This window comes from Streptomyces sp. CoH27 (assembly GCF_020181035.1).
Classification (GTDB): domain Bacteria; phylum Actinomycetota; class Actinomycetes; order Streptomycetales; family Streptomycetaceae; genus Streptomyces; species Streptomyces camelliae.
In genome coordinates this window covers 1-21,503 of record NZ_JAIQYY010000021.1, presented here as the reverse complement: position 1 = coordinate 21,503, position 21,503 = coordinate 1, and the positions used below count along the sequence as shown (strand labels likewise).

The window sequence follows — 21,503 nt, the reverse complement described above, 5'->3', positions numbered from 1 at the left end:
GATTTCCTAACCGACGGGGATGATGGATCGACAGGCTGCCCAGTGTACTGACCCCATATTGGGGCGGAGTAGATCTGAAAGCCGGGTTTCCCCCGATACGGTCACATTGCGTGGTGTGCCCAGAATGTTGAGGCCATCTGGTTCGAATAGTGAGTAATTGGGGAGCTTGTCTCCCGGTCCATACACATGGAGGGCTGACGGATTACCGGTTTCGATCTTGTTTCCAAGAGCATCGGAAATCGGTTCTCCGTGGTTGCTGTACATATGGAGACGGGTTCCTTCCGGAACGGTCACAATGGATCCGTCGCCAGCGCGTATTCCGCCGTGTCCGCTCAAGACCAATTCGTTGTCAGGTCGTCCCATACCGCGCACATCCATGATTCCGTCGCTCCCGGCGACGAAACTTGGTGCGGTTCCAGTGGCCGGTTTCTTCGGAGCAAGCCCCAGCGGGTCGACCCAGATGGTGGGATTGTGTACGTATGTGTCCGGATTCGGTGCGGGTGCGAGTCCGAGAGGGTCAGGGGTGAGGTAGCGGGCGGTCTCAGGGTCGTAGTGGCGGAAGTAGTTGTGGTGGAGGCCGGTTTCGGGGTCGTAATACTGCCCGGGAAAGCGCAAGGGCGTGTAGGTGGTGCTCCTGGCGGCCCAGGCCGTGGTGCCCCAGATGGTGCTCCGGCTGTGCCAGGCGATCTCGCCCTGCTCGTCGACCAGTTCACTCGGAGCGCCGACGAGGTCGGTGACGATCGCGAAGAAGCGGGCGTCGATCTCTTTTTGTGAGGCCTCGGCCGATGTGATGCGCTCTGTCTGGGCGATCGGCTGCAACCCCTGATGGTCCCAGGTGAGCGTGACTGGGTTCGGCAGGTCCGAAGACGTGGTGGTCTGCTCGCACAGAGTGGTGCCGTCCCACGTGAAGTCGACCCGCTCGACGATCGTTTCGCCGTCGGCGGCCAGGCGGAGCTTCGCAGTGCGGCGGCCGAGCGGATCGTAGACGTAGCGCCAGCGGGTGCCGTCCGGGGTGACAGTCCCCGTGAGGCGGTCCTCGGCGTCCCATTCGTAGCGCCAGGTGTCGGGCTTCCGGGACAGGCGGGTCTTCTGCCGCAGGGTGACACGGCCGAGGGCGTCGTGTTCGTAGCGCACGCTGCCCGCGCGGGTGATGCGAGTGCCCGTGTACTCGCGCGCGCCGACTGCTTCCCCGCCGGGGTGGTGGGACGGCCAGGACGCCTGAGTCTGATTGCCCGCGGCGTCGTAGGCGTACTGCTCGGTCCACTGGGCCGCATGGACGGCCGTCACCCGGCCTGCCGCGTCCAGGTCGAAGTGGCGGCTGCCGAACAGTTGGTCGGCGATGCCGATGAGGTTTCCGTCGGTGCGGTAGGTGTACGTGCGGGACTGGATGGTGAGGCCCTGGGCCCCCGTCACCTGCTGTGTCGTCAGGCGGCCCAGCGCGTCGAAGCCCTGCTCCAGTGCGACCGTGTCGCCGATGCGGCGGGCCAGTTCACGGCCGACCGCATCGTAAGTGAAGTCGATGACCCGACCCGAGGCCACCATGCCGGAGCAGCGTCCGGCAGCGTCGTACGCCCACCTCGTCGTCGCCCCGGTCGGGGTCGTACGGCCGTTTCGGCGACCCAGTTCGTCGTACGTGTATGTCAGCGTCCGGCCATCGACCGTCTCCTGCCGCACACGGCCCAGATGGTCCCGTTTCAGGGTCAGTTCCGTGCCGTCCGGGCCGGTGGCGCGGGCGAGTTGATCGGTCGCGTCGTATGCGTACGTCGTGACCTGGCCGGCCGCGTCCTTGCGGATCACCCGGCCCATCTCGTCGCGCTCGAAGGTCACGAGCTCGCCGAGTGAGTTGGAACGGGATGCCAGGCGGTTCGCCGCGTCGTACGTGTACGTGAGCCTACGGCTGTCGAAGTCCGTCTCCGTGACCAGACGTCCGGCTGCGTCGTACTCGTAGGTCCACGTCAGGCCCAGCGGGTTGGTGACCCTTCGCAGCCGCAGTTCCAGGTCGTGTTCGAACTCGTAGCGCACCCCGTCCGGGCCGGTGCGAGAGGCCAGCAGGTCGAAGTGGGTGTACTCGAAGGAAGAGACACCACCCATGGGGTCGGTGTAGCTGGTGCAGTTGCCCTCACCGTCGTACGTCCATGACTCTGTCGTGCCGTCCGGTGCCGTGCGGCGGGCCAAGTGGCCCTCGGTCGTCCACTCCAGGCGGGTTGTCCCGCCCAGGGGATCGGTGATGGCGGCGGGGCGGCCGAAGGCATCGCGCTCGTAGTAGGTGACTGCGCCCAGCGGGTCCGTGATCTCCAGGGGGAGGCCCGCGCGGTCGCACACGACCGTTGTCGTATGGCCGAGAGGGTCGGTTACAGAGGTCAGGTGGCCGGCCTCGTTGTAAGCGAACCTTGTCGTCCGGCCCGAGGGCTCGGTCACCGACGTGCGGTTGCCGCGGTCGTCATACGTCTGACGCACGACTGTGCCGTCGGTGTTCACCACCTTCACCGGCAGCCCGAGCTCGTTGTATTCGGAGCTCGCCTCGCGCCCGTCGGGCCGGGTCACGCTGATCAGATTGCCCGCATCGTCATAGCGGAACGTGGTCCGCCGGCCGAGCGGGTCGGTGTGGGAGAGGAGACGGTGGTAGCGGTCGCGTTCGAAGCGCGTGACCGCTCCGAGCGGATCGGCTTCGGCCACCACCTGGAAGGCGTCGTTGACGACGTAGCGACGGGTGTGCCCCTCGGCCGTGGTCGCGGTGGTCACACGCAGACCGGTGTCAGGGTCGGTCTCGTCGTAGGACAGGCGCAGGGCCATGTGGCCGTGCGTACCCCCCTGGGCGACGCAGCGGTCCTGGTCGTCGTACTCGTAGCGGTAGCCGCGGTTGTTGGTGTCTGTCCACGAGGTGACGCGGCCGGCTTCGTCGTAGGTGAAGCGCAGCGGAACCCCCGAGGAGTTGACCACCTCGGTCAGATGGCCGTCCGTGTAGCCGTACCGCATCAGCGTCTGGTCCCCTGCCGACGACAGGCGGAGCGCTGTCACTCTGCCCGCCTCGGCGGAGATACGAACGTCGTAGCCGGCGCTGGAGACGATCCCGAGGGGGGTGGCGTCGGCGTCGTACTCGAAGGTGATCCAGTTGCCGTTGGCGTCGTCGATCTGTTCGAGGATCGCCAGGTCGTCGCCACGGTCGGCGAAGTGCCAGACGCGGCGTGTCTGCGGATCGGTGACCGTGTAGCCGCCGTCCACGCGCTCCAGCGGCCGGCGCGGGCCGTGACTGGGCAGGGCCGGCAGTCCCGGGGCCGGGTGCGGGTACACCAGCAACAGGCCGTCCTCGGAGACGAGGACGACGGCCTCGGAATCGATCTCCAGGCGCTGGTCGATGGTGGAGGACCAGGACGGGCCGAACCAGCGGCCGAAGCGATACCCGGATTCCACACGTCGTGTGAAGACCAGTGGAAGGGCGCCCGGCAACGCCACATCCGTCTGGGAGAGGTACATCTTGCCGGTGGTGAGGTCGATCGGATCCGAAGGGTCGTCCTTGACCTTTTCGCTGGGATTGGGGGTGTCGTACTTCTCCGGGTTGCTCTTGGCAGCGTCCGCGGCGGAATTCTCGGCGACCGACGTCGACTCCTTTACAGCCGTCTGTTCCGCCACGTCCTTTGCGCCCGCGGTCGCTGCGGTCTTCAGCCCGCCCTCCGCCAGCCCGACGCCGTCCGTGCCGATCAGCTGCGGGAGCAGCCGGCCCATGAACTCGGAAGGGTCCTTCTCGAAGCCGTCCACGGCAGCCTTGAGCGCCCGCTCGGGGTGCGCCGCCGTCGAAACCAGACCGGAGAGCGTCATGGATACGCCCTGCAGGTATTCGGCCGGATGAGTCAGGTTGTACGGGTCCATCGGGTCGAGGCCGCGTACGAAGTTGACCAGGCCGGCCGCACCCTTGACGATGCCTCCGGCGACGTGGGTGAGCTCGGTGTTGACCGCCTGGTAGCCGTCGACGAGGTCGTCGCCGAGCCGGTCCAGCGGCGGCGGTTCGGCGGGCGCGTGGGCCAGGGCCGCCTTGATCTTGCCGTTGGCGGCGGAGGCGGCGGTGTTGCGCTGCTTACGCGCTTCACCGAGCTTCTCCCGGGCCGCCTCGATGTCGGCCTTGCCGGGATCGTGGAAGGGCTCGGGCTCGGGGCCCGGGTCCTGGTTCGCCTTGATCTTCGCGTTGTAGGCGTCGATGCGTTTGTTGTACGCGCTGACGGCGTTCTCGGACGCGTGCTTGCCGCGCTGAAACAGCGCGATGGCATCCTTGGCCTGGTCCTGCGCCCACTTCACGGTCTCCGCGTAGGACTGGAGGGCATTCGAGGCGCCCTCGCAGGCGTCTGCCGCATGCAGCCAGTTCGCCGGGTGTACGCCGAACTTCTTGCGGAAGGCGTCGCCGCCCTCGCCCTTCCAGCCCGTGGAGTCAACCCGCTTCAGACCGGCGCTGACCTTTTCGAAGGCGGTGTAGAAGCTCTTCAGGTGCTTGGCGGTCTCCACGATCTTGCCGTGGTCACCGTGGACCAGGTCCTTGGGGTCGTCGCTCTCGCCGAGCTGCCGTTCGCCGGGGGTGGCGCCGAGGTCGGAGGCGATCTCGTCGCCCCAGCCCTCCACCTTGTGCGCCGCGCCGTGGAAGCCGGCTTCATCGAGGCCTTCGCCGAGTTTGTGGGCACCGTAGTCGATGCCCGTGCCGACCACCTTCTTGGTGGTGTCGGCGATCTTCTCGCCTTTGTCGATGGCCCAGTTGGCACCGTCTTCGAGTCCGTGCCCGATGTCCCCGAAGACGCCCATCAGCCGGTACTCCCGTCCTGCTGCATCCGTGCTCGTTCTTCTGGGGAGGGACCAAAGGCGTTGTCAAGGATCTTGCTGTACTGCGAGTCCGACACGCCGAAGGCCCTGTGCATGTCCTCCGGGTTCATTCCCGGCATGCCGGCGATATGGGATGTCATCATGTCCCGGCCGGCGTCCTTCCAACCCTGGAGGCTGTTGTCCCAGGCCCGCTCAAAGGACTGTTTGCTGTAGTCCGGGTGCAGGTCCTGGGTGGCGATCTCGCCCCAGCCCTCCTTGGTGACCTCGTCCTCCGACGCGTGCGGATTGCCGATCAACGAGTTCAGCCCGATCTTCATCGTGCCTTTGACGTACTGATCGGTCTCGTAATACGTCCCGGCCGACATGCCCGTCTTCACGGCCAGCGCGTTGCCCTCGTTGATCAGTGAGCGCACGCCCCATGCCCAGCGCTCGCAGAACGAGTGGAAGGTGCCCGTGAGGGTCTCGTCGCCCAGTTCGAGACCTGACAACTCCAGCATGCTGAAGCCCCGGCCCGCACCCGCCATGCCGACCATGCCGATGTCCTTCAGCTCGCCCAGAGCCAGGGTGAGCCCCTGGGCGATCTCGTCGAGGCCTCCGGTCGTGAGGTCCCCACCGCCTGCCTGCGCTGCCGCGCCCCCGTTCACCGCTGCTCCTCCGTCCGGCCGGTCATGGCCGTCTCACCCACGTATCCCTTGTTCACCGCGTACGCGTCAGGAACGATCCCGGCGACCGGCGGGAACAGCACTGCCTGCTCAGCACCGTCGGCCGCGTCCAGCGCCACACCGCAGGGCACTCCCGCCTCCGGGACCGCCACGTCGAGAAGCCGGGCACCGAGCACCGTCTCGTAGGTCCACTCCTCGTGGCCCTCGCCCTGGGCAAGCGCGTAGCGTGCGAGCGCCGGCTCGTCGGAGAACGCCAGGATCCAGCGGACACCGCCGAAGTCAGCGGTCAGCCAACCGCGGTCCCGGACGGGGACCAGTACGGCATTCTCTCGGAAGGTCGCGAGCGCCTTGGTGAACCGGCGGCTTCGGGCATCGGCCTCTGACCAGGTGCCACCGGGTGAGCCGGGCGGTCCGCCGGACTCGTCGTGCCCGGCTGGTGCCGGGTTGGCCGATGCCTCTGAAGTCGTCTGAGCGGCGGACACCGGTGGAGGATCCGCGTTCTTCGCGGGACCGGCCATCTCCGCGTATTCGGCGAGACGCGAGCGCCGCACCTGCGCCTGCCCACCGCCCCCTGAGTCAGTCATGCGACAAACGCTGGCACAGTTCCGACTACGGTTGCCAACCGTGCGTACCGATTGTCGGCCGGGTCCTGCGAGTGTTGAGAAAACCTTTACCCCCCGCCGCAGCACGCGCGCCCCGGTTTGACCTACGTCACCCCCGGGGTATTCTCTCCCGCTCGATTGGCGAAGCCCCCGCTGCGTATGGCAGACTGTCCGAGTTGCTCGGTCGAGTGTTGATGCTGCGCGCCTCCCGCCGGGAGGACCGGAAGCGAGTCCCACAGTACTCGTCGCCTTAACTGCCTTACGGCAGCGCTGGGGCGGACGTACGGGAATCTTCCGGGAAGTGCGGTGCGGCACCGGCCAGGCGCCCGGTGGACTTCACCCCCTGCAGGGATGTTCGAACAAGGGACATCCGTGTCAGCGAGAGTGCGACACGCCCGACCGCGTGGGTCGGACGAAGTCAATGGAACACCGGGTTCCAGAGCTGTAGAGAGACAGGACTACTGAGTAGCCATGGCGGGACAGAAGATCCGCATCCGGCTCAAGGCCTACGACCACGAGGTCATCGACTCCTCGGCGAAGAAGATCGTCGAGACGGTGACCCGCACTGGTGCGTCGGTCGCGGGCCCGGTGCCGCTGCCCACTGAGAAGAACGTGTACTGCGTCATCAAGTCGCCGCACAAGTACAAGGACTCGCGCGAGCACTTCGAGATGCGCACGCACAAGCGCCTGATCGACATTCTCGACCCGACCCCCAAGACCGTTGACTCTCTGATGCGACTCGACCTCCCGGCCGGTGTCGACATCGAGATCAAGCTCTGAGGCTGGTGGGCTGAGAATGGCTAAGCAGATCAAGGGCATCCTGGGCGAGAAGCTCGGCATGACGCAGGTGTGGGACGAGAACAACCGTGTTGTTCCGGTCACCGTCGTCAAGGCCGGCCCGAACGTCGTCACCCAGGTCCGTACGAACGACGTGGACGGCTACGAGTCCGTTCAGATCGCCTTCGGCGAGATCGACCCGCGCAAGGTGAACAAGCCCCTCAAGGGCCACTTCGCCAAGGCCGACGTCACCCCCCGTCGCCACCTCGTCGAGATCCGCACCGCGGACGCCTCCGAGTACACGCTGGGCCAGGAGATCACCGCTGAGGTGTTCGAGGCCGGCGTGAAGGTGGACGTGACCGGCAAGAGCAAGGGCAAGGGCTTCGCCGGTGTCATGAAGCGCCACAACTTCCGTGGCCTCGGCGCCGGACACGGCACCCAGCGCAAGCACCGCTCGCCCGGTTCCATCGGTGGCTGCGCCACCCCGGGCCGCGTGTTCAAGGGCCTCCGCATGGCGGGTCGCATGGGCAACGAGCGGGTCACCACCCAGAACCTGACCGTCCACGCCGTTGACGCGGAGAAGGGTCTGCTGCTCATCAAGGGCGCGGTTCCCGGTCCGAACGGCGGCCTCGTCCTGGTCCGCACCGCGGCCAAGGGGGCCTGAGGTAACCGATGAGCACTGTTGACATCCTTTCGCCGGCGGGCGAGAAGGCCGGTTCCGTCGAGCTCCCCGCGGAGATCTTCGACGCCAAGGTCAGCGTTCCGCTGATCCACCAGGTCGTCGTCGCGCAGCTGGCCGCGGCCCGTCAGGGCACGCACAAGACCAAGACCCGTGGCGAAGTCCGTGGTGGTGGCAAGAAGCCGTACCGCCAGAAGGGCACCGGTCGCGCCCGTCAGGGTTCGACCCGTGCGCCGCAGTTCGCCGGTGGTGGCGTCGTGCACGGTCCCGTGCCGCGCGACTACTCGCAGCGCACCCCGAAGAAGATGAAGGCCGCCGCCCTGCGCGGTGCCCTCACCGACCGGGCGCGTCACAACCGCATCCACGTCGTCGCCGGCGTGGTCGAGGGCGAGACCCCCAGCACCAAGGCCGCCAAGTCGCTGTTCGGCAAGATCTCGGAGCGCAAGAACCTGCTCCTGGTCGTCGACCGCGCCGACGAGGCCGCGTGGCTGTCCGCCCGCAACCTGCCCCAGGTCCACATCCTGGAGCCGGGCCAGCTGAACACGTACGACGTTCTCGTCTCGGACGACGTGGTCTTCACCCAGGCCGCTTTCGAGTCCTTCGTGTCTGGCCCCAAGGCCGCTGACACCGAAGGGAGCGAGGCCTGATGGCTACGCGTCACCCGAGCATTGCCTCGAAGGCCGCCAAGGCCGCCAAGGCCGCGCGCGTCGCCAAGGCGAAGCGCCACGCCACCGAGGGCAAGAACACCGTCGAGACCCCGCTGAGCAAGTCGTACACGGACCCCCGTGACGTCCTGCTGAAGCCGGTCGTCTCCGAGAAGAGCTACGCGCTCCTCGACGAGAACAAGTACACGTTCATCGTCGACCCGAACGCCAACAAGACCCAGATCAAGCAGGCCGTCCAGGCGGTCTTCTCGGTCAAGGTCACCGGGGTCAACACGATCAACCGCCAGGGCAAGCGCAAGCGCACGAAGACCGGTTTCGGTCAGCGTGCCGGCAGCAAGCGCGCGATCGTGACCCTCGCCGAGGGCGACCGTATCGACATCTTCGGCGGTCCGACCGCGTAAGCGGGTCGGATCGTCCGATATCGGACGAGGACTGAGAAATGGGAATCCGCAAGTACAAGCCGACTACGCCGGGCCGTCGTGGCGCCAGCGTCGCCGACTTCGTCGAGGTCACGCGGTCCACGCCGGAGAAGTCGCTGGTCCGTCCCCTGCACAGCAAGGGCGGCCGTAACAACGCCGGTCGTGTGACCGTTCGCCACCAGGGTGGCGGACACAAGCGCGCCTACCGCGTGATCGACTTCCGTCGTCACGACAAGGACGGCGTGCCGGCGAAGGTCGCGCACATCGAGTACGACCCCAACCGCACCGCGCGCATCGCGCTGCTGCACTACGCCGACGGCGAGAAGCGCTACATCCTCGCCCCGCGCAACCTGCAGCAGGGCGACACCGTGGAGAACGGTCCCGGGGCCGACATCAAGCCGGGCAACAACCTGGCCCTCCGCAACATCCCGGTCGGTACCACGATCCACGCGATCGAGCTCCGTCCCGGTGGCGGTGCCAAGTTCGCCCGCTCCGCCGGTGCCTCCGTGCAGCTGCTCGCGAAGGAGGGCGCCTACGCCCACCTGCGCATGCCGTCCGGCGAGATCCGTCTCGTCGACGTCCGCTGCCGCGCCACCGTCGGTGAGGTCGGCAACGCCGAGCAGAGCAACATCAACTGGGGTAAGGCCGGCCGTAAGCGGTGGCTGGGCGTCCGCCCGACCGTCCGTGGTGTCGTGATGAACCCGGTTGACCACCCGCACGGTGGTGGTGAGGGCCGGACCTCCGGTGGTCGCCACCCTGTGTCCCCGTGGGGCAAGAAGGAAGGCCGTACTCGTTCGCCCAAGAAGGCGTCGAACAAGTACATCGTCCGCCGCCGCAAGACGAACAAGAAGCGCTAAGGACGGGTTGAGATGCCTCGTAGCTTGAAGAAGGGGCCCTTCGTCGACGACCACCTGATCAAGAAGGTGGACGCCCAGAACGATGCCGGCACCAAGAACGTCATCAAGACCTGGTCCCGTCGCTCGATGATCGTCCCGGCCATGCTCGGCCACACGATCGCGGTGCACAACGGCAAGACCCACATCCCGGTGTTCGTCACCGAGTCGATGGTCGGCCACAAGCTCGGCGAGTTCTCGCCGACCCGCACCTTCCGGGGCCACGTCAAGGAAGACCGGAAGTCGAAGCGCCGCTAGTAGCGGATCGCATTCAGACACGTAAGTAACTGAAGGGACAACCATGGAAGCCAGGGCCCAGGCGCGGTACATCCGCGTCACGCCCATGAAGGCCCGCCGCGTGGTGGACCTCATCCGTGGCATGGACGCCACGGAGGCCCAGGCTGTTCTGCGATTCGCTCCGCAGGCAGCCTCCGTGCCGGTCGGCAAGGTGCTCGACAGCGCCATCGCCAACGCCGCGCACAACTACGACCACACCGACGCCGACAGCCTCTACATCTCCGAGGCGTACGTCGACGAGGGTCCGACCCTGAAGCGGTTCCGTCCGCGTGCCCAGGGCCGTGCCTACCGGATCCGCAAGCGGACCAGCCACATCACCGTGGTCGTCAGCAGCAAGGAAGGAACCCGGTAATGGGCCAGAAGGTTAACCCGCATGGGTTCCGGCTCGGTGTCACCACGGACTTCAAGTCCCGGTGGTACGCCGACAAGCTGTACAAGGACTACGTCAAGGAAGACGTCGCCATCCGTCGGATGATGACGTCCGGCATGGAGCGCGCCGGTATCTCGAAGGTGGAGATCGAGCGCACCCGTGACCGCGTGCGTGTGGACATCCACACCGCCCGTCCCGGCATCGTCATCGGCCGCCGTGGCGCCGAGGCCGACCGCATCCGCGGCGACCTTGAGAAGCTCACGGGCAAGCAGGTCCAGCTGAACATTCTTGAGGTCAAGAACCCCGAGACCGACGCTCAGCTGGTTGCTCAGGCCGTTGCCGAGCAGCTCTCCTCCCGCGTCTCCTTCCGCCGTGCCATGCGCAAGAGCATGCAGTCGGCGATGAAGGCCGGCGCCAAGGGCATCAAGATCCAGTGCGGTGGCCGCCTCGGCGGCGCCGAGATGTCCCGCTCGGAGTTCTACCGCGAGGGCCGTGTGCCCCTGCACACGCTCCGTGCGAACGTGGACTACGGCTTCTTCGAGGCCAAGACGACCTTCGGCCGCATCGGTGTGAAGGTCTGGATCTACAAGGGCGACGTCAAGAACATCGCCGAGGTCCGCGCCGAGAACGCTGCGGCCCGTGCGGGTAACCGCCCGGCCCGTGGTGGTGCCGACCGCCCGGCCCGTGGTGGCCGTGGTGGCGAGCGGCGCGGTCGCAAGCCGCAGCAGGCTGCCGGCGCCGAGGCCCCCAAGGCCGAGGCTCCCGCCGCTCCGGCTGAGAGCACCGGAACGGAGGCCTGACCGACATGCTGATCCCCCGTAGGGTCAAGCACCGCAAGCAGCACCACCCCAAGCGCGACGGCGCTGCCAAGGGTGGCACGACGGTTGCGTTCGGCGAGTACGGCATCCAGGCGCTCACCCCGGCGTACGTGACGAACCGTCAGATCGAGGCCGCTCGTATCGCCATGACGCGTCACATCAAGCGTGGTGGCAAGGTCTGGATCAACATCTACCCGGACCGTCCCCTCACCAAGAAGCCTGCCGAGACCCGCATGGGTTCCGGTAAGGGTTCTCCGGAGTGGTGGATCGCCAACGTCAAGCCCGGACGCGTGATGTTCGAGCTGTCGTACCCCAACGAGAAGATCGCCCGTGAGGCGCTGACCCGTGCGGCCCACAAGCTGCCGATGAAGTGCCGGATCGTCAAGCGCGAGGCAGGTGAAGCGTGATGTCGGCCGGTACCAAGGCGTCCGAGCTGCGCGAGCTGGGCAACGAGGAGCTTCTGGGCAAGCTCCGCGAGGCCAAGGAAGAGCTGTTCAACCTCCGCTTCCAGGCGGCCACGGGTCAGCTCGAAAACCACGGCCGTCTGAAGGCGGTCCGCAAGGACATCGCGCGGATCTACACCCTGATGCGCGAGCGTGAGCTGGGCATCGAAACGGTGGAGAACGCCTGATGAGCGAGAAGAACGTGACTGAGAACGCAGAGGCGCGCGGTTTCCGCAAGACCCGTGAGGGTCTCGTCGTCAGCGACAAGATGGACAAGACCGTCGTCGTCGCTGTCGAGGACCGCGTGAAGCACGCGCTGTACGGCAAGGTCATCCGCCGTACGAACAAGCTCAAGGCGCACGACGAGCAGAACGCCGCGGGTGTCGGCGACCGCGTCCTCCTCATGGAGACCCGGCCGCTGTCCGCGACGAAGCGCTGGCGCGTCGTCGAGATCCTCGAAAAGGCCAAGTAAGTCTCCTGCGGGGCAAACCCCGCAGGACAGTTCCGCCAGGCTCCGGGGGCCCGCTCGGGTGAGCGGCCCCCGGGGAACCGGCAGACAAACAGGAGATAGACGTGATCCAGCAGGAGTCGCGACTGCGTGTCGCCGACAACACTGGTGCGAAGGAGATCCTTTGCATCCGTGTGCTCGGTGGCTCCGGTCGCCGCTACGCGGGCATCGGTGACGTCATCGTCGCCACCGTCAAGGACGCGATCCCCGGTGGCAACGTGAAGAAGGGTGACGTCGTCAAGGCGGTCATCGTTCGCACCGTCAAGGAGCGCCGCCGTCCGGACGGCTCGTACATCCGCTTCGACGAGAACGCCGCCGTCATTCTGAAGAACGACGGCGACCCTCGCGGCACCCGCATCTTCGGCCCGGTCGGCCGTGAGCTGCGCGAGAAGAAGTTCATGAAGATCATCTCGCTCGCGCCGGAGGTGCTGTAAGCATGAAGATCAAGAAGGGCGACCTGGTCCAGGTCATCACCGGCAAGGACAAGGGCAAGCAGGGCAAGGTCATTGCCGCTTACCCGCGCGAGGAGCGTGTCCTGGTCGAGGGTGTCAACCGGGTCAAGAAGCACACCAAGGCCGGCCCGACCGCCAGCGGTTCCCAGGCCGGCGGCATCGTGACCACCGAGGCCCCGATCCACGTCTCCAACGTCCAGCTGGTCGTGGAGAAGGACGGCAAGAAGGTCGTCACGCGTGTCGGTTACCGCTTCGACGACGAGGGCAACAAGATCCGCGTTGCCAAGCGGACGGGTGAGGACATCTGATGGCTACCACCACCACTCCGCGTCTGAAGCAGAAGTACCGCGAGGAGATCGCGGGCAAGCTGCGTGACGAGTTCAAGTACGAGAACGTCATGCAGATCCCCGGCCTCGTCAAGATCGTGGTCAACATGGGTGTCGGCGACGCCGCCCGTGACTCGAAGCTGATCGAGGGCGCCATCCGCGACCTCACCACGATCACCGGTCAGAAGCCGGCCGTCACCAAGGCCCGCAAGTCCATCGCGCAGTTCAAGCTGCGTGAGGGCCAGCCGATCGGTGCCCACGTCACGCTCCGTGGCGACCGCATGTGGGAGTTCCTGGACCGCACCCTGTCGCTCGCGCTGCCGCGCATCCGCGACTTCCGCGGCCTGTCCCCCAAGCAGTTCGACGGCCGTGGCAACTACACCTTCGGTCTCACGGAGCAGGTCATGTTCCACGAGATCGACCAGGACAAGATCGACCGCACCCGGGGTATGGACATCACCGTGGTGACCACGGCGACCAACGACGCTGAGGGCCGTGCGCTCCTTCGTCACCTCGGCTTCCCCTTCAAGGAGGCGTGAGCGAGATGGCGAAGAAGGCTCTGATCGCTAAGGCTGCTCGCAAGCCCAAGTTCGGTGTGCGTGGCTACACCCGCTGCCAGCGCTGCGGCCGTCCGCACTCCGTGTACCGCAAGTTCGGCCTCTGCCGCGTGTGCCTCCGTGAGATGGCTCACCGTGGCGAGCTGCCGGGCGTGACCAAGAGCTCCTGGTAATCCCTGTAATAGGGGATTCCTGAAGCTCTCGGTAAGCATCTGGGTCGGCAGAGGCCCTTCTCCGCATGCCGTAGGCTTACGGGGTTGGGCGTCTGCCGCGCCCGTACGACTTACTACGCCGTAGGTCCACCGCGCCGCACCCGTCCCGTCTCGGATCGGGGAGAGGGATGGCGCACCAGGAAACCCCGGCGAGAGAGGCCGAAGGCCAATTCATGACCATGACTGATCCGATCGCAGACATGCTTACGCGTCTGCGGAACGCGAACTCGGCATACCACGACTCCGTGACCATGCCGGCATCGAAGATCAAGTCGCACATCGCGGAGATCCTCCAGCAGGAGGGCTTCATCACGGGCTGGCGGATCGAGGACGCCGAGGTCGGCAAGAACCTCGTCCTGGAGCTGAAGTTCGGCCCCAACCGTGAGCGCTCCATCGCGGGCATCAAGCGGATCTCCAAGCCCGGTCTCCGGGTGTACGCGAAGTCCACCAACCTGCCGAAGGTGCTCGGCGGCCTCGGCGTGGCGATCATCTCCACGTCGCACGGGCTCCTCACCGACAAGCAGGCCGGCAAGAAGGGCGTGGGTGGGGAAGTCCTCGCCTACGTCTGGTAGCAGAAGGGAACGGAGGAAACAGCTATGTCGCGCATCGGCAAGCTCCCCATCGCGGTTCCCGCCGGCGTGGACGTCACCATCGACGGCCGTACGGTTTCGGTCAAGGGCCCCAAGGGCACGCTGACCCACACCGTCGTGGCACCGATCGACATCGCTAAGGGCGAGGACGGCACCCTGCTGGTGACCCGCCCGAACGACGAGCGTCAGAGCAAGGCCCTGCACGGCCTCTCCCGCACGCTGGTGGCGAACATGATCACCGGCGTGACCCAGGGTTACGTGAAGAAGCTCGAAATCAGCGGTGTCGGTTACCGAGTGACCGCCAAGGGTTCGAACCTGGAGTTCGCTCTGGGCTACAGCCACCCGATCGTCGTCGAGGCCCCCGAGGGCATCACCTTCAAGGTGGAGGCCCCCACCCGGTTCTCGGTCGAGGGCATCGACAAGCAGAAGGTCGGCGAGGTTGCGGCCAACATCCGCAAGCTGCGCAAGCCCGACCCGTACAAGGCCAAGGGTGTCAAGTACGAGGGCGAAGTCATCCGCCGCAAGGTCGGAAAGGCGGGTAAGTAAGCCATGGCATACGGGCAGAAGATCCTCAAGGGCGACGCCTACAAGCGCGCCGCGATCAAGCGCCGTCACATCCGGATCCGCAAGCGGATCGCCGGTACGGCGGAGCGTCCCCGTCTGGTCGTGACCCGCTCCAACCGCCACATCGTGGCGCAGGTGATCGACGACCTCAAGGGCCACACCCTGGCCTCCGCGTCCACCCTGGACGCGTCGGTCCGCGGTGGCGAGGGCGACAAGTCCGCGCAGGCCAAGCAGGTCGGCGCCCTGGTCGCCGAGCGTGCCAAGGCCGCCGGTGTCGAGGCTGTCGTGTTCGACCGTGGTGGCAACCAGTACGCCGGGCGCATCGCCGCCCTGGCGGACGCCGCCCGCGAAGCCGGGCTCAAGTTCTGAGCCTGCCGTAGCTAGCGGAAAAAGAGAGAGGTAATTCCAATGGCTGGACCCCAGCGCCGCGGTGGCGGTGCCGGTGGCGGCGAGCGGCGGGACCGGAAGGGCCGTGACGGCGGCGCTGCTGCCGCCGAGAAGACCGCGTACGTTGAGCGCGTCGTCGCGATCAACCGCGTCGCCAAGGTTGTGAAGGGTGGTCGTCGCTTCAGCTTCACCGCGCTGGTCGTGGTGGGCGACGGTGACGGCACCGTGGGTGTCGGTTACGGCAAGGCCAAGGAGGTGCCGGCCGCCATCGCCAAGGGCGTTGAGGAGGCCAAGAAGCACTTCTTCAAGGTCCCCCGTATCCAGGGCACCATCCCGCACCCGATCCAGGGTGAGAAGGCTGCCGGCGTCGTGCTCCTCAAGCCCGCGTCGCCCGGTACCGGTGTTATCGCCGGTGGTCCGGTGCGTGCCGTGCTGGAGTGCGCCGGTATCCACGACGTGCTGTCGAAGTCGCTCGGCTCCGACAACGCCATCAACATCGTGCACGCGACCGTGGAGGCCCTGAAGGGCCTGCAGCGTCCCGAGGAGATCGCGGCCCGCCGTGGTCTGCCCCTGGAGGACGTCGCTCCCGCGGCTCTGCTGCGTGCGCGTGCCGGGGCGGGTGCGTAATCATGGCGCAGCTCAAGATCACGCAGGTCAAGTCCTACATCGGCAGCAAGCAGAACCACCGTGACACTCTGCGGTCGCTTGGTCTCAAGGGGATCAACACCGTGGTCGTCAAGGAGGACCGCCCCGAGTTCCGCGGCATGGTGCACACCGTCCGCCACCTCGTGACGGTCGAGGAGGTCGACTGATCATGGCGGAGCAGAACCCGCTGAAGATCCACAACCTCCGTCCCGCCCCGGGCGCCAAGACCGCCAAGACCCGTGTGGGTCGTGGTGAGGCGTCGAAGGGTAAGACGGCCGGTCGTGGTACCAAGGGCACCAAGGCCCGCTACCAGGTTCCGGAGCGCTTCGAGGGCGGCCAGATGCCGCTGCACATGCGCCTCCCGAAGCTGAAGGGCTTCAAGAACCCGTTCAAGACCGAGTACCAGGTCGTGAACCTCGACAAGCTGGCCGCGCTGTACCCGGAGGGTGGCGAGGTCACCGTCGAGGGTCTCGTCGCCAAGGGTGCCGTTCGCAAGAACAGCCTCGTCAAGGTCCTCGGCCAGGGCGAGGTCTCCGTGGCGCTGCAGGTGACGGTCGACGCCGTCTCCGGCTCCGCCAAGGAGAAGATCACCGCCGCCGGCGGTACGGTCACCGAGCTGGTCTGAGTTCCTCAGGTCATTCGATGACATGAACGATCCCGACCGGGGATACTCCACAAAAGGGGTATCCCCGGTCGGTCGTTCCTAGGGGAGTGCTCTCGCCGGTAAGGTGGCCAGCACTGCCTACTTTCATTGGGTGCGTCTCATGGGGCACCCTGAGCGGCAGTTGACCGTTAGTAATTCGTCTGTATCCGTCGAACCTCAAGACCGTCACCCTTGACGCAGTTGCGCGGGGGTCGCAGGAGGCACCGTGCTCACCGCGTTCGCCCGGGCGTTCAGGACGCCCGACCTGCGCAAGAAGCTGCTCTTCACGCTGGCCATCATCGTGGTCTACCGCGTCGGTACCCACATCCCGATCCCCGGCGTCAACTACAAGGCCGTCCAGCAGTGCGTGAGCGAGGCGGGGGCCAACCAGGGCCTGTTCGGCCTCGTCAACATGTTCAGCGGCGGTGCGCTGCTCCAGATCACGGTCTTCGCGCTCGGCATCATGCCGTACATCACGGCCAGCATCATTCTTCAGCTGCTGACCGTGGTCATCCCGCGCCTGGAAGCCCTGAAGAAGGAGGGCCAGGCCGGCACGGCGAAGATCACGCAGTACACCCGGTACCTGACGGTGGCGCTCGCCATCCTCCAGGGCACCGGCCTGGTGGCCACCGCCCGCAGCGGCGCGCTTTTCAACGGCTGCTCGGTCGCGTCGAGCATCGTCCCCGACCAGGCGATCTTCACGACGATCACGATGGTGATCTGCATGACCGCCGGTACCTGTGTCGTGATGTGGCTCGGCGAGCTGATCACCGACCGCGGCATCGGCAACGGCATGTCGATCCTGATGTTCATCTCGATCGCCGCGACCTTCCCGTCCGCGCTGTGGGCGATCAAGAAGCAGGGCACCCTGGCCGGCGGCTGGATCGAGTTCGGCACGGTGATCCTGATCGGCCTGGTGATGGTCGCGCTCGTCGTCTTCGTCGAGCAGGCCCAGCGCCGCATCCCGGTGCAGTACGCGAAGCGCATGATCGGCCGTCGTTCCTACGGTGGTACGTCCACGTACATCCCGCTCAAGGTGAACCAGGCGGGTGTGATTCCCGTCATCTTCGCCTCCTCGCTGCTCTACATCCCGGCGCTCGTGGCGCAGTTCGCGGGGGGCAATTCGGGCTGGAAGTCGTGGATCCAGCAGAACCTCACCAAGGGTGACCACCCGATTTACATCACTCTGTACTTCTTGCTCATCGTTTTCTTCGCGTTCTTCTACGTCGCTATCTCCTTCAACCCCGAGGAAGTAGCCGACAACATGAAGAAGTATGGTGGCTTCATCCCGGGCATCCGGGCTGGCCGACCGACCGCTGAGTACCTCAGCTACGTGCTCAACCGGATCACCTGGCCGGGTTCGCTGTATCTGGGTCTGATCGCTCTCGTACCGACAATGGCGTTGGTGGGCTTCGGGGCAAGCCAGAACTTCCCGTTCGGTGGCACCAGCATCCTGATCATCGTGGGTGTCGGTCTTGAGACGGTGAAGCAGATCGAGAGCCAGCTCCAGCAGCGCAATTACGAAGGGTTCCTCCGCTGATGCGTATCGTCCTCGTCGGGCCGCCGGGTGCCGGTAAGGGAACGCAAGCCGTCCGTCTCGCCGAGAAGCTGTCCATCCCGCACATCTCCACCGGTGACCTCTTCCGGGCCAACATCAGCCAGGGAACGGAGCTGGGCAAGCTCGCGCAGTCCTACATGGACAAGGGCGAGCTGGTGCCGGACTCGGTCACCATCGGCATGGCCAAGGACCGCATGGAGCAGCCGGACGCGGAGAAGGGCTTCCTGCTCGACGGCTTCCCGCGCAACGTGCAGCAGGCCGAGGCGCTCGACGAGCTCCTGCAGACCGAGGGCATCACGCTGGACGCCGTCCTGGACCTGGAGGTCCCGGAGGACGAGGTCGTGAAGCGGATCGCCGGCCGGCGCATCTGCCGCAACGACTCCTCGCACGTCTTCCACGTGACGTACAGCCCCGCGAAGAAGGAGGGCGTCTGCGACGTCTGCGGCGGTGAGCTGTACCAGCGCGAGGACGACCGCGAGGAGACCGTCCGCACGCGGCTGGAGGTCTACCACACGCAGACCGAGCCGATCATCGACTACTACAAGGCGCAGGGCCTGGTCGTGACGATCTCCTCCCTGGGCCCCGTGGGCGAGATCACGCAGCGGGCCCTGGAGGCCCTGAAGCGCGAGAAGGCCGAGCAGTAGTCCTACGGCCCTTGTCCGGCCGCGGTGCCCCTCCCGGGTGCCGCGGCCGTACTGTTGTACAGGTAACCCCCAGTCGACGCGAGTGACGGAGAGCGCAGGCCCCCATGGTGCAGATCAAGACCCCCGAGCAGATCGCCAAGATGCGTGCGGCGGGCCTGGTCGTAGCCGCCATCCACGCGGCCACTCGGGAGGCCGCGGTGCCGGGTGCCTCCACCAAGGATCTGGACGAGGTCGCCCGCAAGGTCCTCGCCGAGCACGGCGCGAAGTCGAACTTCCTGGGCTACGGCGGCTTCCCCGCGACGATCTGCACCTCGGTCAACGACGTGGTCGTCCACGGCATCCCCTCCGACGACGTCGTCCTGAAGGACGGCGACATCATCTCCATCGACTGCGGCGCGATCGTCGACGGCTGGCACGGCGACGCGGCCTACACGGCCTTCGTGGGCTCCGGTCACGCTCCGGAGCTGATCGAGCTGTCCCGGGTGACGGAAGAGTCGATGTGGGCCGGCATCGCGGCCATGAAGCAGGGCAACCGCCTGGTCGACGTCTCCCGGGCGATCGAGACGTACATCCGCCGCCAGCCGAAGCCGGGCGGCGGCAAGTACGGGATCATCGAGGACTACGGCGGCCACGGCATCGGCACCGAGATGCACATGGACCCGCATCTGCTGAACTACGTCGACCGCCGCCGCGGCAAGGGTCCCAAGCTGGTCCCCGGCTTCTGCCTCGCGATCGAGCCGATGGTCTCCCTCGGCACCCCGCGCACGGAGGTCCTGTCGGACGACTGGACGGTCATCACGACGGACGGCACATGGTCCTCCCACTGGGAGCACTCGGTCGCCCTGACGGAGGAAGGCCCGCTGGTGCTGACCGCTCCCGACGGAGGCAAGGCGAAGCTGGCGGAGCACGGCATCACGGCTGCACCCGACCCGCTGGCCTGACGGCGGGCGCTACGGGTGTCGCCGGTCGCAGGCCGGCGACAGGGATCGGGCCCGCTCGGTTAACGATCTACCCCGTAGGGCAGACTTCCTCGATTCGCCTTTCCAGGTACGCCGACGTAGACTGACTCGTCGGCTCTCGTGCATCCTCATGCCTTCAAGCTTGAAACTGCAACGAAAGCCGATCAAGGTAGTCGATTCGAAGGGCGAAGCGTGGCCAAGAAGCAAGGTGCCATCGAGATCGAGGGCACTGTCGTCGAGTCTCTGCCGAACGCCATGTTCAAGGTCGAGCTCCAGAACGGCCACCAGGTCCTGGCACACATCAGCGGCAAGATGCGTATGCACTACATCCGCATCCTCCCTGACGACCGGGTCGTGGTGGAGCTGTCTCCGTACGACCTGACGCGTGGCCGGATCGTCTACCGCTACAAGTAGATCTTGCCCGCACTCCGCTCCGGCGGGGTGGTGGCACTGACCCGGAGAACCTCAATCCCATGAAGGTCAAGCCGAGCGTCAAGAAGATCTGCGACAAGTGCAGGGTGATCCGCCGTCACGGCCGGGTCATGGTCATCTGCGAGAACCCGCGCCACAAGCAGCGCCAGGGCTGACGCACGACCATCACCCTCTGCACCGCTATCGCAGAGATTCGCGCGACGCGAGCTGAATATGTTCATACGCAGAGCCCGAGCCGCACGTCATGGCTCGACACCCCCGGTTCGGAGGCCGGGGACCCGGTTCGTACCTGATACGGCGACCGGGAACCGGTTCTGTGGAAGACCTCCGAAGATCACCAGGAGCCATTGAATGGCACGCGTTTCCGGTGTTGACATCCCGCGCGAAAAGCGCGTGGAGGTCGCCCTCACCTACGTGTTCGGCATCGGCCGGACCCTCTCGAAGGAGACGCTGGCTGCGACCGGCGTCGACCCGAACACCCGCGTTCGTGACCTGACCGAAGAGCAGCTGGTCGCGATCCGCGAGTACGTCGACAACAACATCAAGACCGAGGGTGACCTCCGTCGCGAGATCCAGGCCGACATCCGCCGCAAGGTCGAGATCGGCTGCTACCAGGGTCTCCGTCACCGTCGCGGTCTGCCCGTCCGCGGTCAGCGCACCAGCACCAACGCTCGCACCCGCAAGGGCCCGCGTCGCGCCATCGCCGGCAAGAAGAAGCCGGGCAAGAAGTAGTCCGCAGCGGACACCTGTCCACGGTCTTCGCTGTAGGACCGACCACCTCCCGTAGGAGTTAGTAGATGCCCCCCAAGGGACGTCAGGGCGCTGCCAAGAAGGTGCGCCGCAAGGAAAAGAAGAACGTCGCTCACGGCCACGCGCACATCAAGAGCACGTTCAACAACACGATCGTGTCGATCACGGACCCGTCCGGCAACGTGATCTCCTGGGCCTCCGCCGGCCACGTCGGCTTCAAGGGCTCCCGGAAGTCCACGCCGTTCGCCGCGCAGATGGCCGCCGAGTCGGCTGCCCGCCGCGCCCAGGAGCACGGCATGCGCAAGGTCGACGTGTTCGTGAAGGGTCCGGGTTCCGGTCGCGAGACCGCCATCCGTTCGCTTCAGGCGACCGGTCTTGAGGTCGGCTCCATCCAGGACGTCACCCCGACCCCGCACAACGGCTGCCGTCCGCCGAAGCGCCGCCGCGTCTGACGCCACGGCCTTCGTCTGGCTCAGGGTCCGGGCGGTACGGCTCCGTACGGGGCGTACCGCCCGTACCCTTGCAGTACCCGCACTTTTCACGGGTGCGGTTTCCGTCGGACGTCAAATAGCGGGCGTCCACGAAAGAAGGATCTGATCCACACATGCTGATCGCTCAGCGACCCTCGTTGACCGAAGAGGTCGTCGACGAGTTCCGCTCCCGGTTCGTGATCGAGCCGCTGGAGCCGGGCTTCGGCTACACCCTCGGCAACTCCCTGCGCCGCACGCTCCTCTCCTCGATCCCGGGTGCCGCCGTCACCTCGATCCGGATCGACGGTGTCCTGCACGAGTTCACCACCGTGCCGGGCGTCAAGGAGGACGTCACCGACCTGATCCTCAACATCAAGC

General features: G+C 66.3%; 31 protein-coding genes and 1 pseudogene. 29 read left to right on the top strand and 3 right to left on the bottom strand.

All coding sequences use genetic code 11. The features are described from left to right. Positions 1 to 6: 6 nt before the first annotated feature. From LE548_RS31560 to LE548_RS31550, 3 genes are read right to left on the bottom strand one after another with little or no spacing between them, the layout of a single operon-like run. A complete protein-coding gene (locus LE548_RS31560) occupies positions 7 to 4,785 on the bottom strand; it encodes a putative T7SS-secreted protein (protein WP_225100411.1) in 4,779 nt (1,592 codons plus the stop codon). Next, a complete protein-coding gene (locus tag LE548_RS31555) occupies positions 4,785 to 5,447 on the bottom strand; it encodes a hypothetical protein (protein ID WP_225100409.1) in 663 nt (220 codons plus the stop codon). Before LE548_RS31555 ends, LE548_RS31560 begins: the two co-directional genes overlap by 1 nt. Further along, a complete protein-coding gene (locus LE548_RS31550; protein WP_225100407.1) occupies positions 5,444 to 6,049 on the bottom strand; it encodes a hypothetical protein in 606 nt (201 codons plus the stop codon). The genes LE548_RS31555 and LE548_RS31550 overlap by 4 nt, the downstream gene beginning before the upstream one ends. A gap of 489 nt (positions 6,050 to 6,538) precedes the next feature. On the opposite strand from LE548_RS31550, the gene rpsJ reads away from it, so the two are divergent. From rpsJ to LE548_RS31405, 29 genes and pseudogenes are all read left to right on the top strand, one after another. Then, positions 6,539 to 6,847: a 30S ribosomal protein S10 gene (gene rpsJ / locus LE548_RS31545; RefSeq protein WP_003948644.1), complete on the top strand. Its 309-nt coding sequence runs from the start codon at positions 6,539 to 6,541 to the stop codon at positions 6,845 to 6,847. 16 nt (positions 6,848 to 6,863) lie between these two features. Continuing rightward, on the top strand, positions 6,864 to 7,508 hold the full coding sequence (gene rplC / locus LE548_RS31540) for a 50S ribosomal protein L3 (protein ID WP_014674369.1): 645 nt from the start codon (positions 6,864 to 6,866) through the stop codon (positions 7,506 to 7,508). Positions 7,509 to 7,516: 8 nt separating this feature from the next. Continuing rightward, a complete protein-coding gene (gene rplD / locus LE548_RS31535) occupies positions 7,517 to 8,170 on the top strand; it encodes a 50S ribosomal protein L4 (protein ID WP_225100405.1) in 654 nt (217 codons plus the stop codon). Beyond that, positions 8,170 to 8,589 (top strand): 50S ribosomal protein L23, encoded by a 420-nt coding sequence (gene rplW, locus LE548_RS31530; RefSeq protein ID WP_071373347.1) that lies wholly within the window; start codon positions 8,170 to 8,172, stop codon positions 8,587 to 8,589. The genes rplD and rplW overlap by 1 nt, the downstream gene beginning before the upstream one ends. Before the next feature lie 38 nt (positions 8,590 to 8,627). Next, positions 8,628 to 9,464, top strand: a complete 837-nt coding sequence (gene rplB / locus LE548_RS31525) for a 50S ribosomal protein L2 (protein WP_030601203.1) — start codon at positions 8,628 to 8,630, stop codon at positions 9,462 to 9,464. Between the two features lie 12 nt (positions 9,465 to 9,476). After that, positions 9,477 to 9,758 carry a 30S ribosomal protein S19 gene (gene rpsS, locus LE548_RS31520; RefSeq protein ID WP_030601199.1) on the top strand — a complete coding sequence of 94 codons (282 nt, stop codon included), beginning with the start codon at positions 9,477 to 9,479 and terminating at the stop codon, positions 9,756 to 9,758. 43 nt (positions 9,759 to 9,801) lie between these two features. After that, positions 9,802 to 10,149 (top strand): 50S ribosomal protein L22, encoded by a 348-nt coding sequence (gene rplV / locus LE548_RS31515; protein WP_019329637.1) that lies wholly within the window; start codon positions 9,802 to 9,804, stop codon positions 10,147 to 10,149. Beyond that, positions 10,149 to 10,967 (top strand): 30S ribosomal protein S3, encoded by an 819-nt coding sequence (gene rpsC, locus LE548_RS31510; RefSeq protein ID WP_055706471.1) that lies wholly within the window; start codon positions 10,149 to 10,151, stop codon positions 10,965 to 10,967. The genes rplV and rpsC overlap by 1 nt, the downstream gene beginning before the upstream one ends. A gap of 5 nt (positions 10,968 to 10,972) precedes the next feature. Continuing rightward, positions 10,973 to 11,392 carry a 50S ribosomal protein L16 gene (rplP, locus tag LE548_RS31505; RefSeq protein WP_103837549.1) on the top strand — a complete coding sequence of 140 codons (420 nt, stop codon included), beginning with the start codon at positions 10,973 to 10,975 and terminating at the stop codon, positions 11,390 to 11,392. After that, the gene (rpmC, locus tag LE548_RS31500; RefSeq protein WP_018564811.1) at positions 11,392 to 11,616 is read left to right on the top strand and encodes a 50S ribosomal protein L29; all 225 of its coding nucleotides are present in this window, start codon (positions 11,392 to 11,394) and stop codon (positions 11,614 to 11,616) included. The genes rplP and rpmC overlap by 1 nt, the downstream gene beginning before the upstream one ends. Further along, entirely contained in the window at positions 11,616 to 11,900 is a 285-nt protein-coding gene (rpsQ, locus tag LE548_RS31495) for a 30S ribosomal protein S17 (protein WP_018543912.1), read from the top strand. The genes rpmC and rpsQ overlap by 1 nt, the downstream gene beginning before the upstream one ends. 101 nt (positions 11,901 to 12,001) lie before the next feature. Next, a complete protein-coding gene (gene rplN / locus LE548_RS31490; RefSeq protein WP_003998823.1) occupies positions 12,002 to 12,370 on the top strand; it encodes a 50S ribosomal protein L14 in 369 nt (122 codons plus the stop codon). Between the two features lie 2 nt (positions 12,371 to 12,372). Beyond that, entirely contained in the window at positions 12,373 to 12,696 is a 324-nt protein-coding gene (rplX, locus tag LE548_RS31485; protein ID WP_225100404.1) for a 50S ribosomal protein L24, read from the top strand. Beyond that, entirely contained in the window at positions 12,696 to 13,253 is a 558-nt protein-coding gene (gene rplE, locus LE548_RS31480; RefSeq protein ID WP_023547375.1) for a 50S ribosomal protein L5, read from the top strand. The genes rplX and rplE overlap by 1 nt, the downstream gene beginning before the upstream one ends. 5 nt (positions 13,254 to 13,258) lie before the next feature. Beyond that, positions 13,259 to 13,444: a type Z 30S ribosomal protein S14 gene (locus tag LE548_RS31475; protein WP_003948630.1), complete on the top strand. Its 186-nt coding sequence runs from the start codon at positions 13,259 to 13,261 to the stop codon at positions 13,442 to 13,444. 212 nt (positions 13,445 to 13,656) lie between these two features. Continuing rightward, positions 13,657 to 14,055, top strand: a complete 399-nt coding sequence (rpsH, locus tag LE548_RS31470) for a 30S ribosomal protein S8 (RefSeq protein ID WP_225100403.1) — start codon at positions 13,657 to 13,659, stop codon at positions 14,053 to 14,055. Between the two features lie 24 nt (positions 14,056 to 14,079). Continuing rightward, positions 14,080 to 14,619: a 50S ribosomal protein L6 gene (rplF, locus tag LE548_RS31465; protein ID WP_225100402.1), complete on the top strand. Its 540-nt coding sequence runs from the start codon at positions 14,080 to 14,082 to the stop codon at positions 14,617 to 14,619. A gap of 3 nt (positions 14,620 to 14,622) precedes the next feature. Continuing rightward, positions 14,623 to 15,006, top strand: a complete 384-nt coding sequence (gene rplR / locus LE548_RS31460; RefSeq protein ID WP_030860987.1) for a 50S ribosomal protein L18 — start codon at positions 14,623 to 14,625, stop codon at positions 15,004 to 15,006. A 39-nt stretch (positions 15,007 to 15,045) separates the two neighbouring features. Beyond that, positions 15,046 to 15,651, top strand: a complete 606-nt coding sequence (gene rpsE, locus LE548_RS31455; RefSeq protein WP_009190144.1) for a 30S ribosomal protein S5 — start codon at positions 15,046 to 15,048, stop codon at positions 15,649 to 15,651. A gap of 2 nt (positions 15,652 to 15,653) precedes the next feature. Continuing rightward, positions 15,654 to 15,836: a 50S ribosomal protein L30 gene (rpmD, locus tag LE548_RS31450; RefSeq protein WP_003998814.1), complete on the top strand. Its 183-nt coding sequence runs from the start codon at positions 15,654 to 15,656 to the stop codon at positions 15,834 to 15,836. A 2-nt stretch (positions 15,837 to 15,838) separates the two neighbouring features. Continuing rightward, a complete protein-coding gene (gene rplO / locus LE548_RS31445) occupies positions 15,839 to 16,294 on the top strand; it encodes a 50S ribosomal protein L15 (RefSeq protein WP_030745257.1) in 456 nt (151 codons plus the stop codon). Between the two features lie 244 nt (positions 16,295 to 16,538). Then, complete coding sequence (secY, locus tag LE548_RS31440; protein ID WP_225100401.1) at positions 16,539 to 17,852, top strand: preprotein translocase subunit SecY; 1,314 nt, start codon at positions 16,539 to 16,541, stop codon at positions 17,850 to 17,852. Then, on the top strand, positions 17,852 to 18,514 hold the full coding sequence (locus LE548_RS31435; RefSeq protein WP_225100400.1) for an adenylate kinase: 663 nt from the start codon (positions 17,852 to 17,854) through the stop codon (positions 18,512 to 18,514). The genes secY and LE548_RS31435 overlap by 1 nt, the downstream gene beginning before the upstream one ends. Before the next feature lie 104 nt (positions 18,515 to 18,618). Then, positions 18,619 to 19,455: a type I methionyl aminopeptidase gene (gene map, locus LE548_RS31430; protein WP_225100399.1), complete on the top strand. Its 837-nt coding sequence runs from the start codon at positions 18,619 to 18,621 to the stop codon at positions 19,453 to 19,455. Positions 19,456 to 19,665: 210 nt separating this feature from the next. Next, positions 19,666 to 19,887, top strand: coding sequence for a translation initiation factor IF-1 (gene infA, locus LE548_RS31425; RefSeq protein ID WP_003948620.1), 222 nt, complete (start codon positions 19,666 to 19,668; stop codon positions 19,885 to 19,887). Positions 19,888 to 19,946: 59 nt separating this feature from the next. Beyond that, complete coding sequence (gene rpmJ / locus LE548_RS31420; RefSeq protein WP_003998809.1) at positions 19,947 to 20,060, top strand: 50S ribosomal protein L36; 114 nt, start codon at positions 19,947 to 19,949, stop codon at positions 20,058 to 20,060. Positions 20,061 to 20,256: 196 nt separating this feature from the next. After that, a complete protein-coding gene (rpsM, locus tag LE548_RS31415; protein ID WP_023547369.1) occupies positions 20,257 to 20,637 on the top strand; it encodes a 30S ribosomal protein S13 in 381 nt (126 codons plus the stop codon). 65 nt (positions 20,638 to 20,702) lie between these two features. Next, positions 20,703 to 21,107: a 30S ribosomal protein S11 gene (rpsK, locus tag LE548_RS31410; protein WP_003956432.1), complete on the top strand. Its 405-nt coding sequence runs from the start codon at positions 20,703 to 20,705 to the stop codon at positions 21,105 to 21,107. A gap of 152 nt (positions 21,108 to 21,259) precedes the next feature. Then, positions 21,260 to 21,503: pseudogene (locus LE548_RS31405) on the top strand (DNA-directed RNA polymerase subunit alpha); the annotation flags it as partial.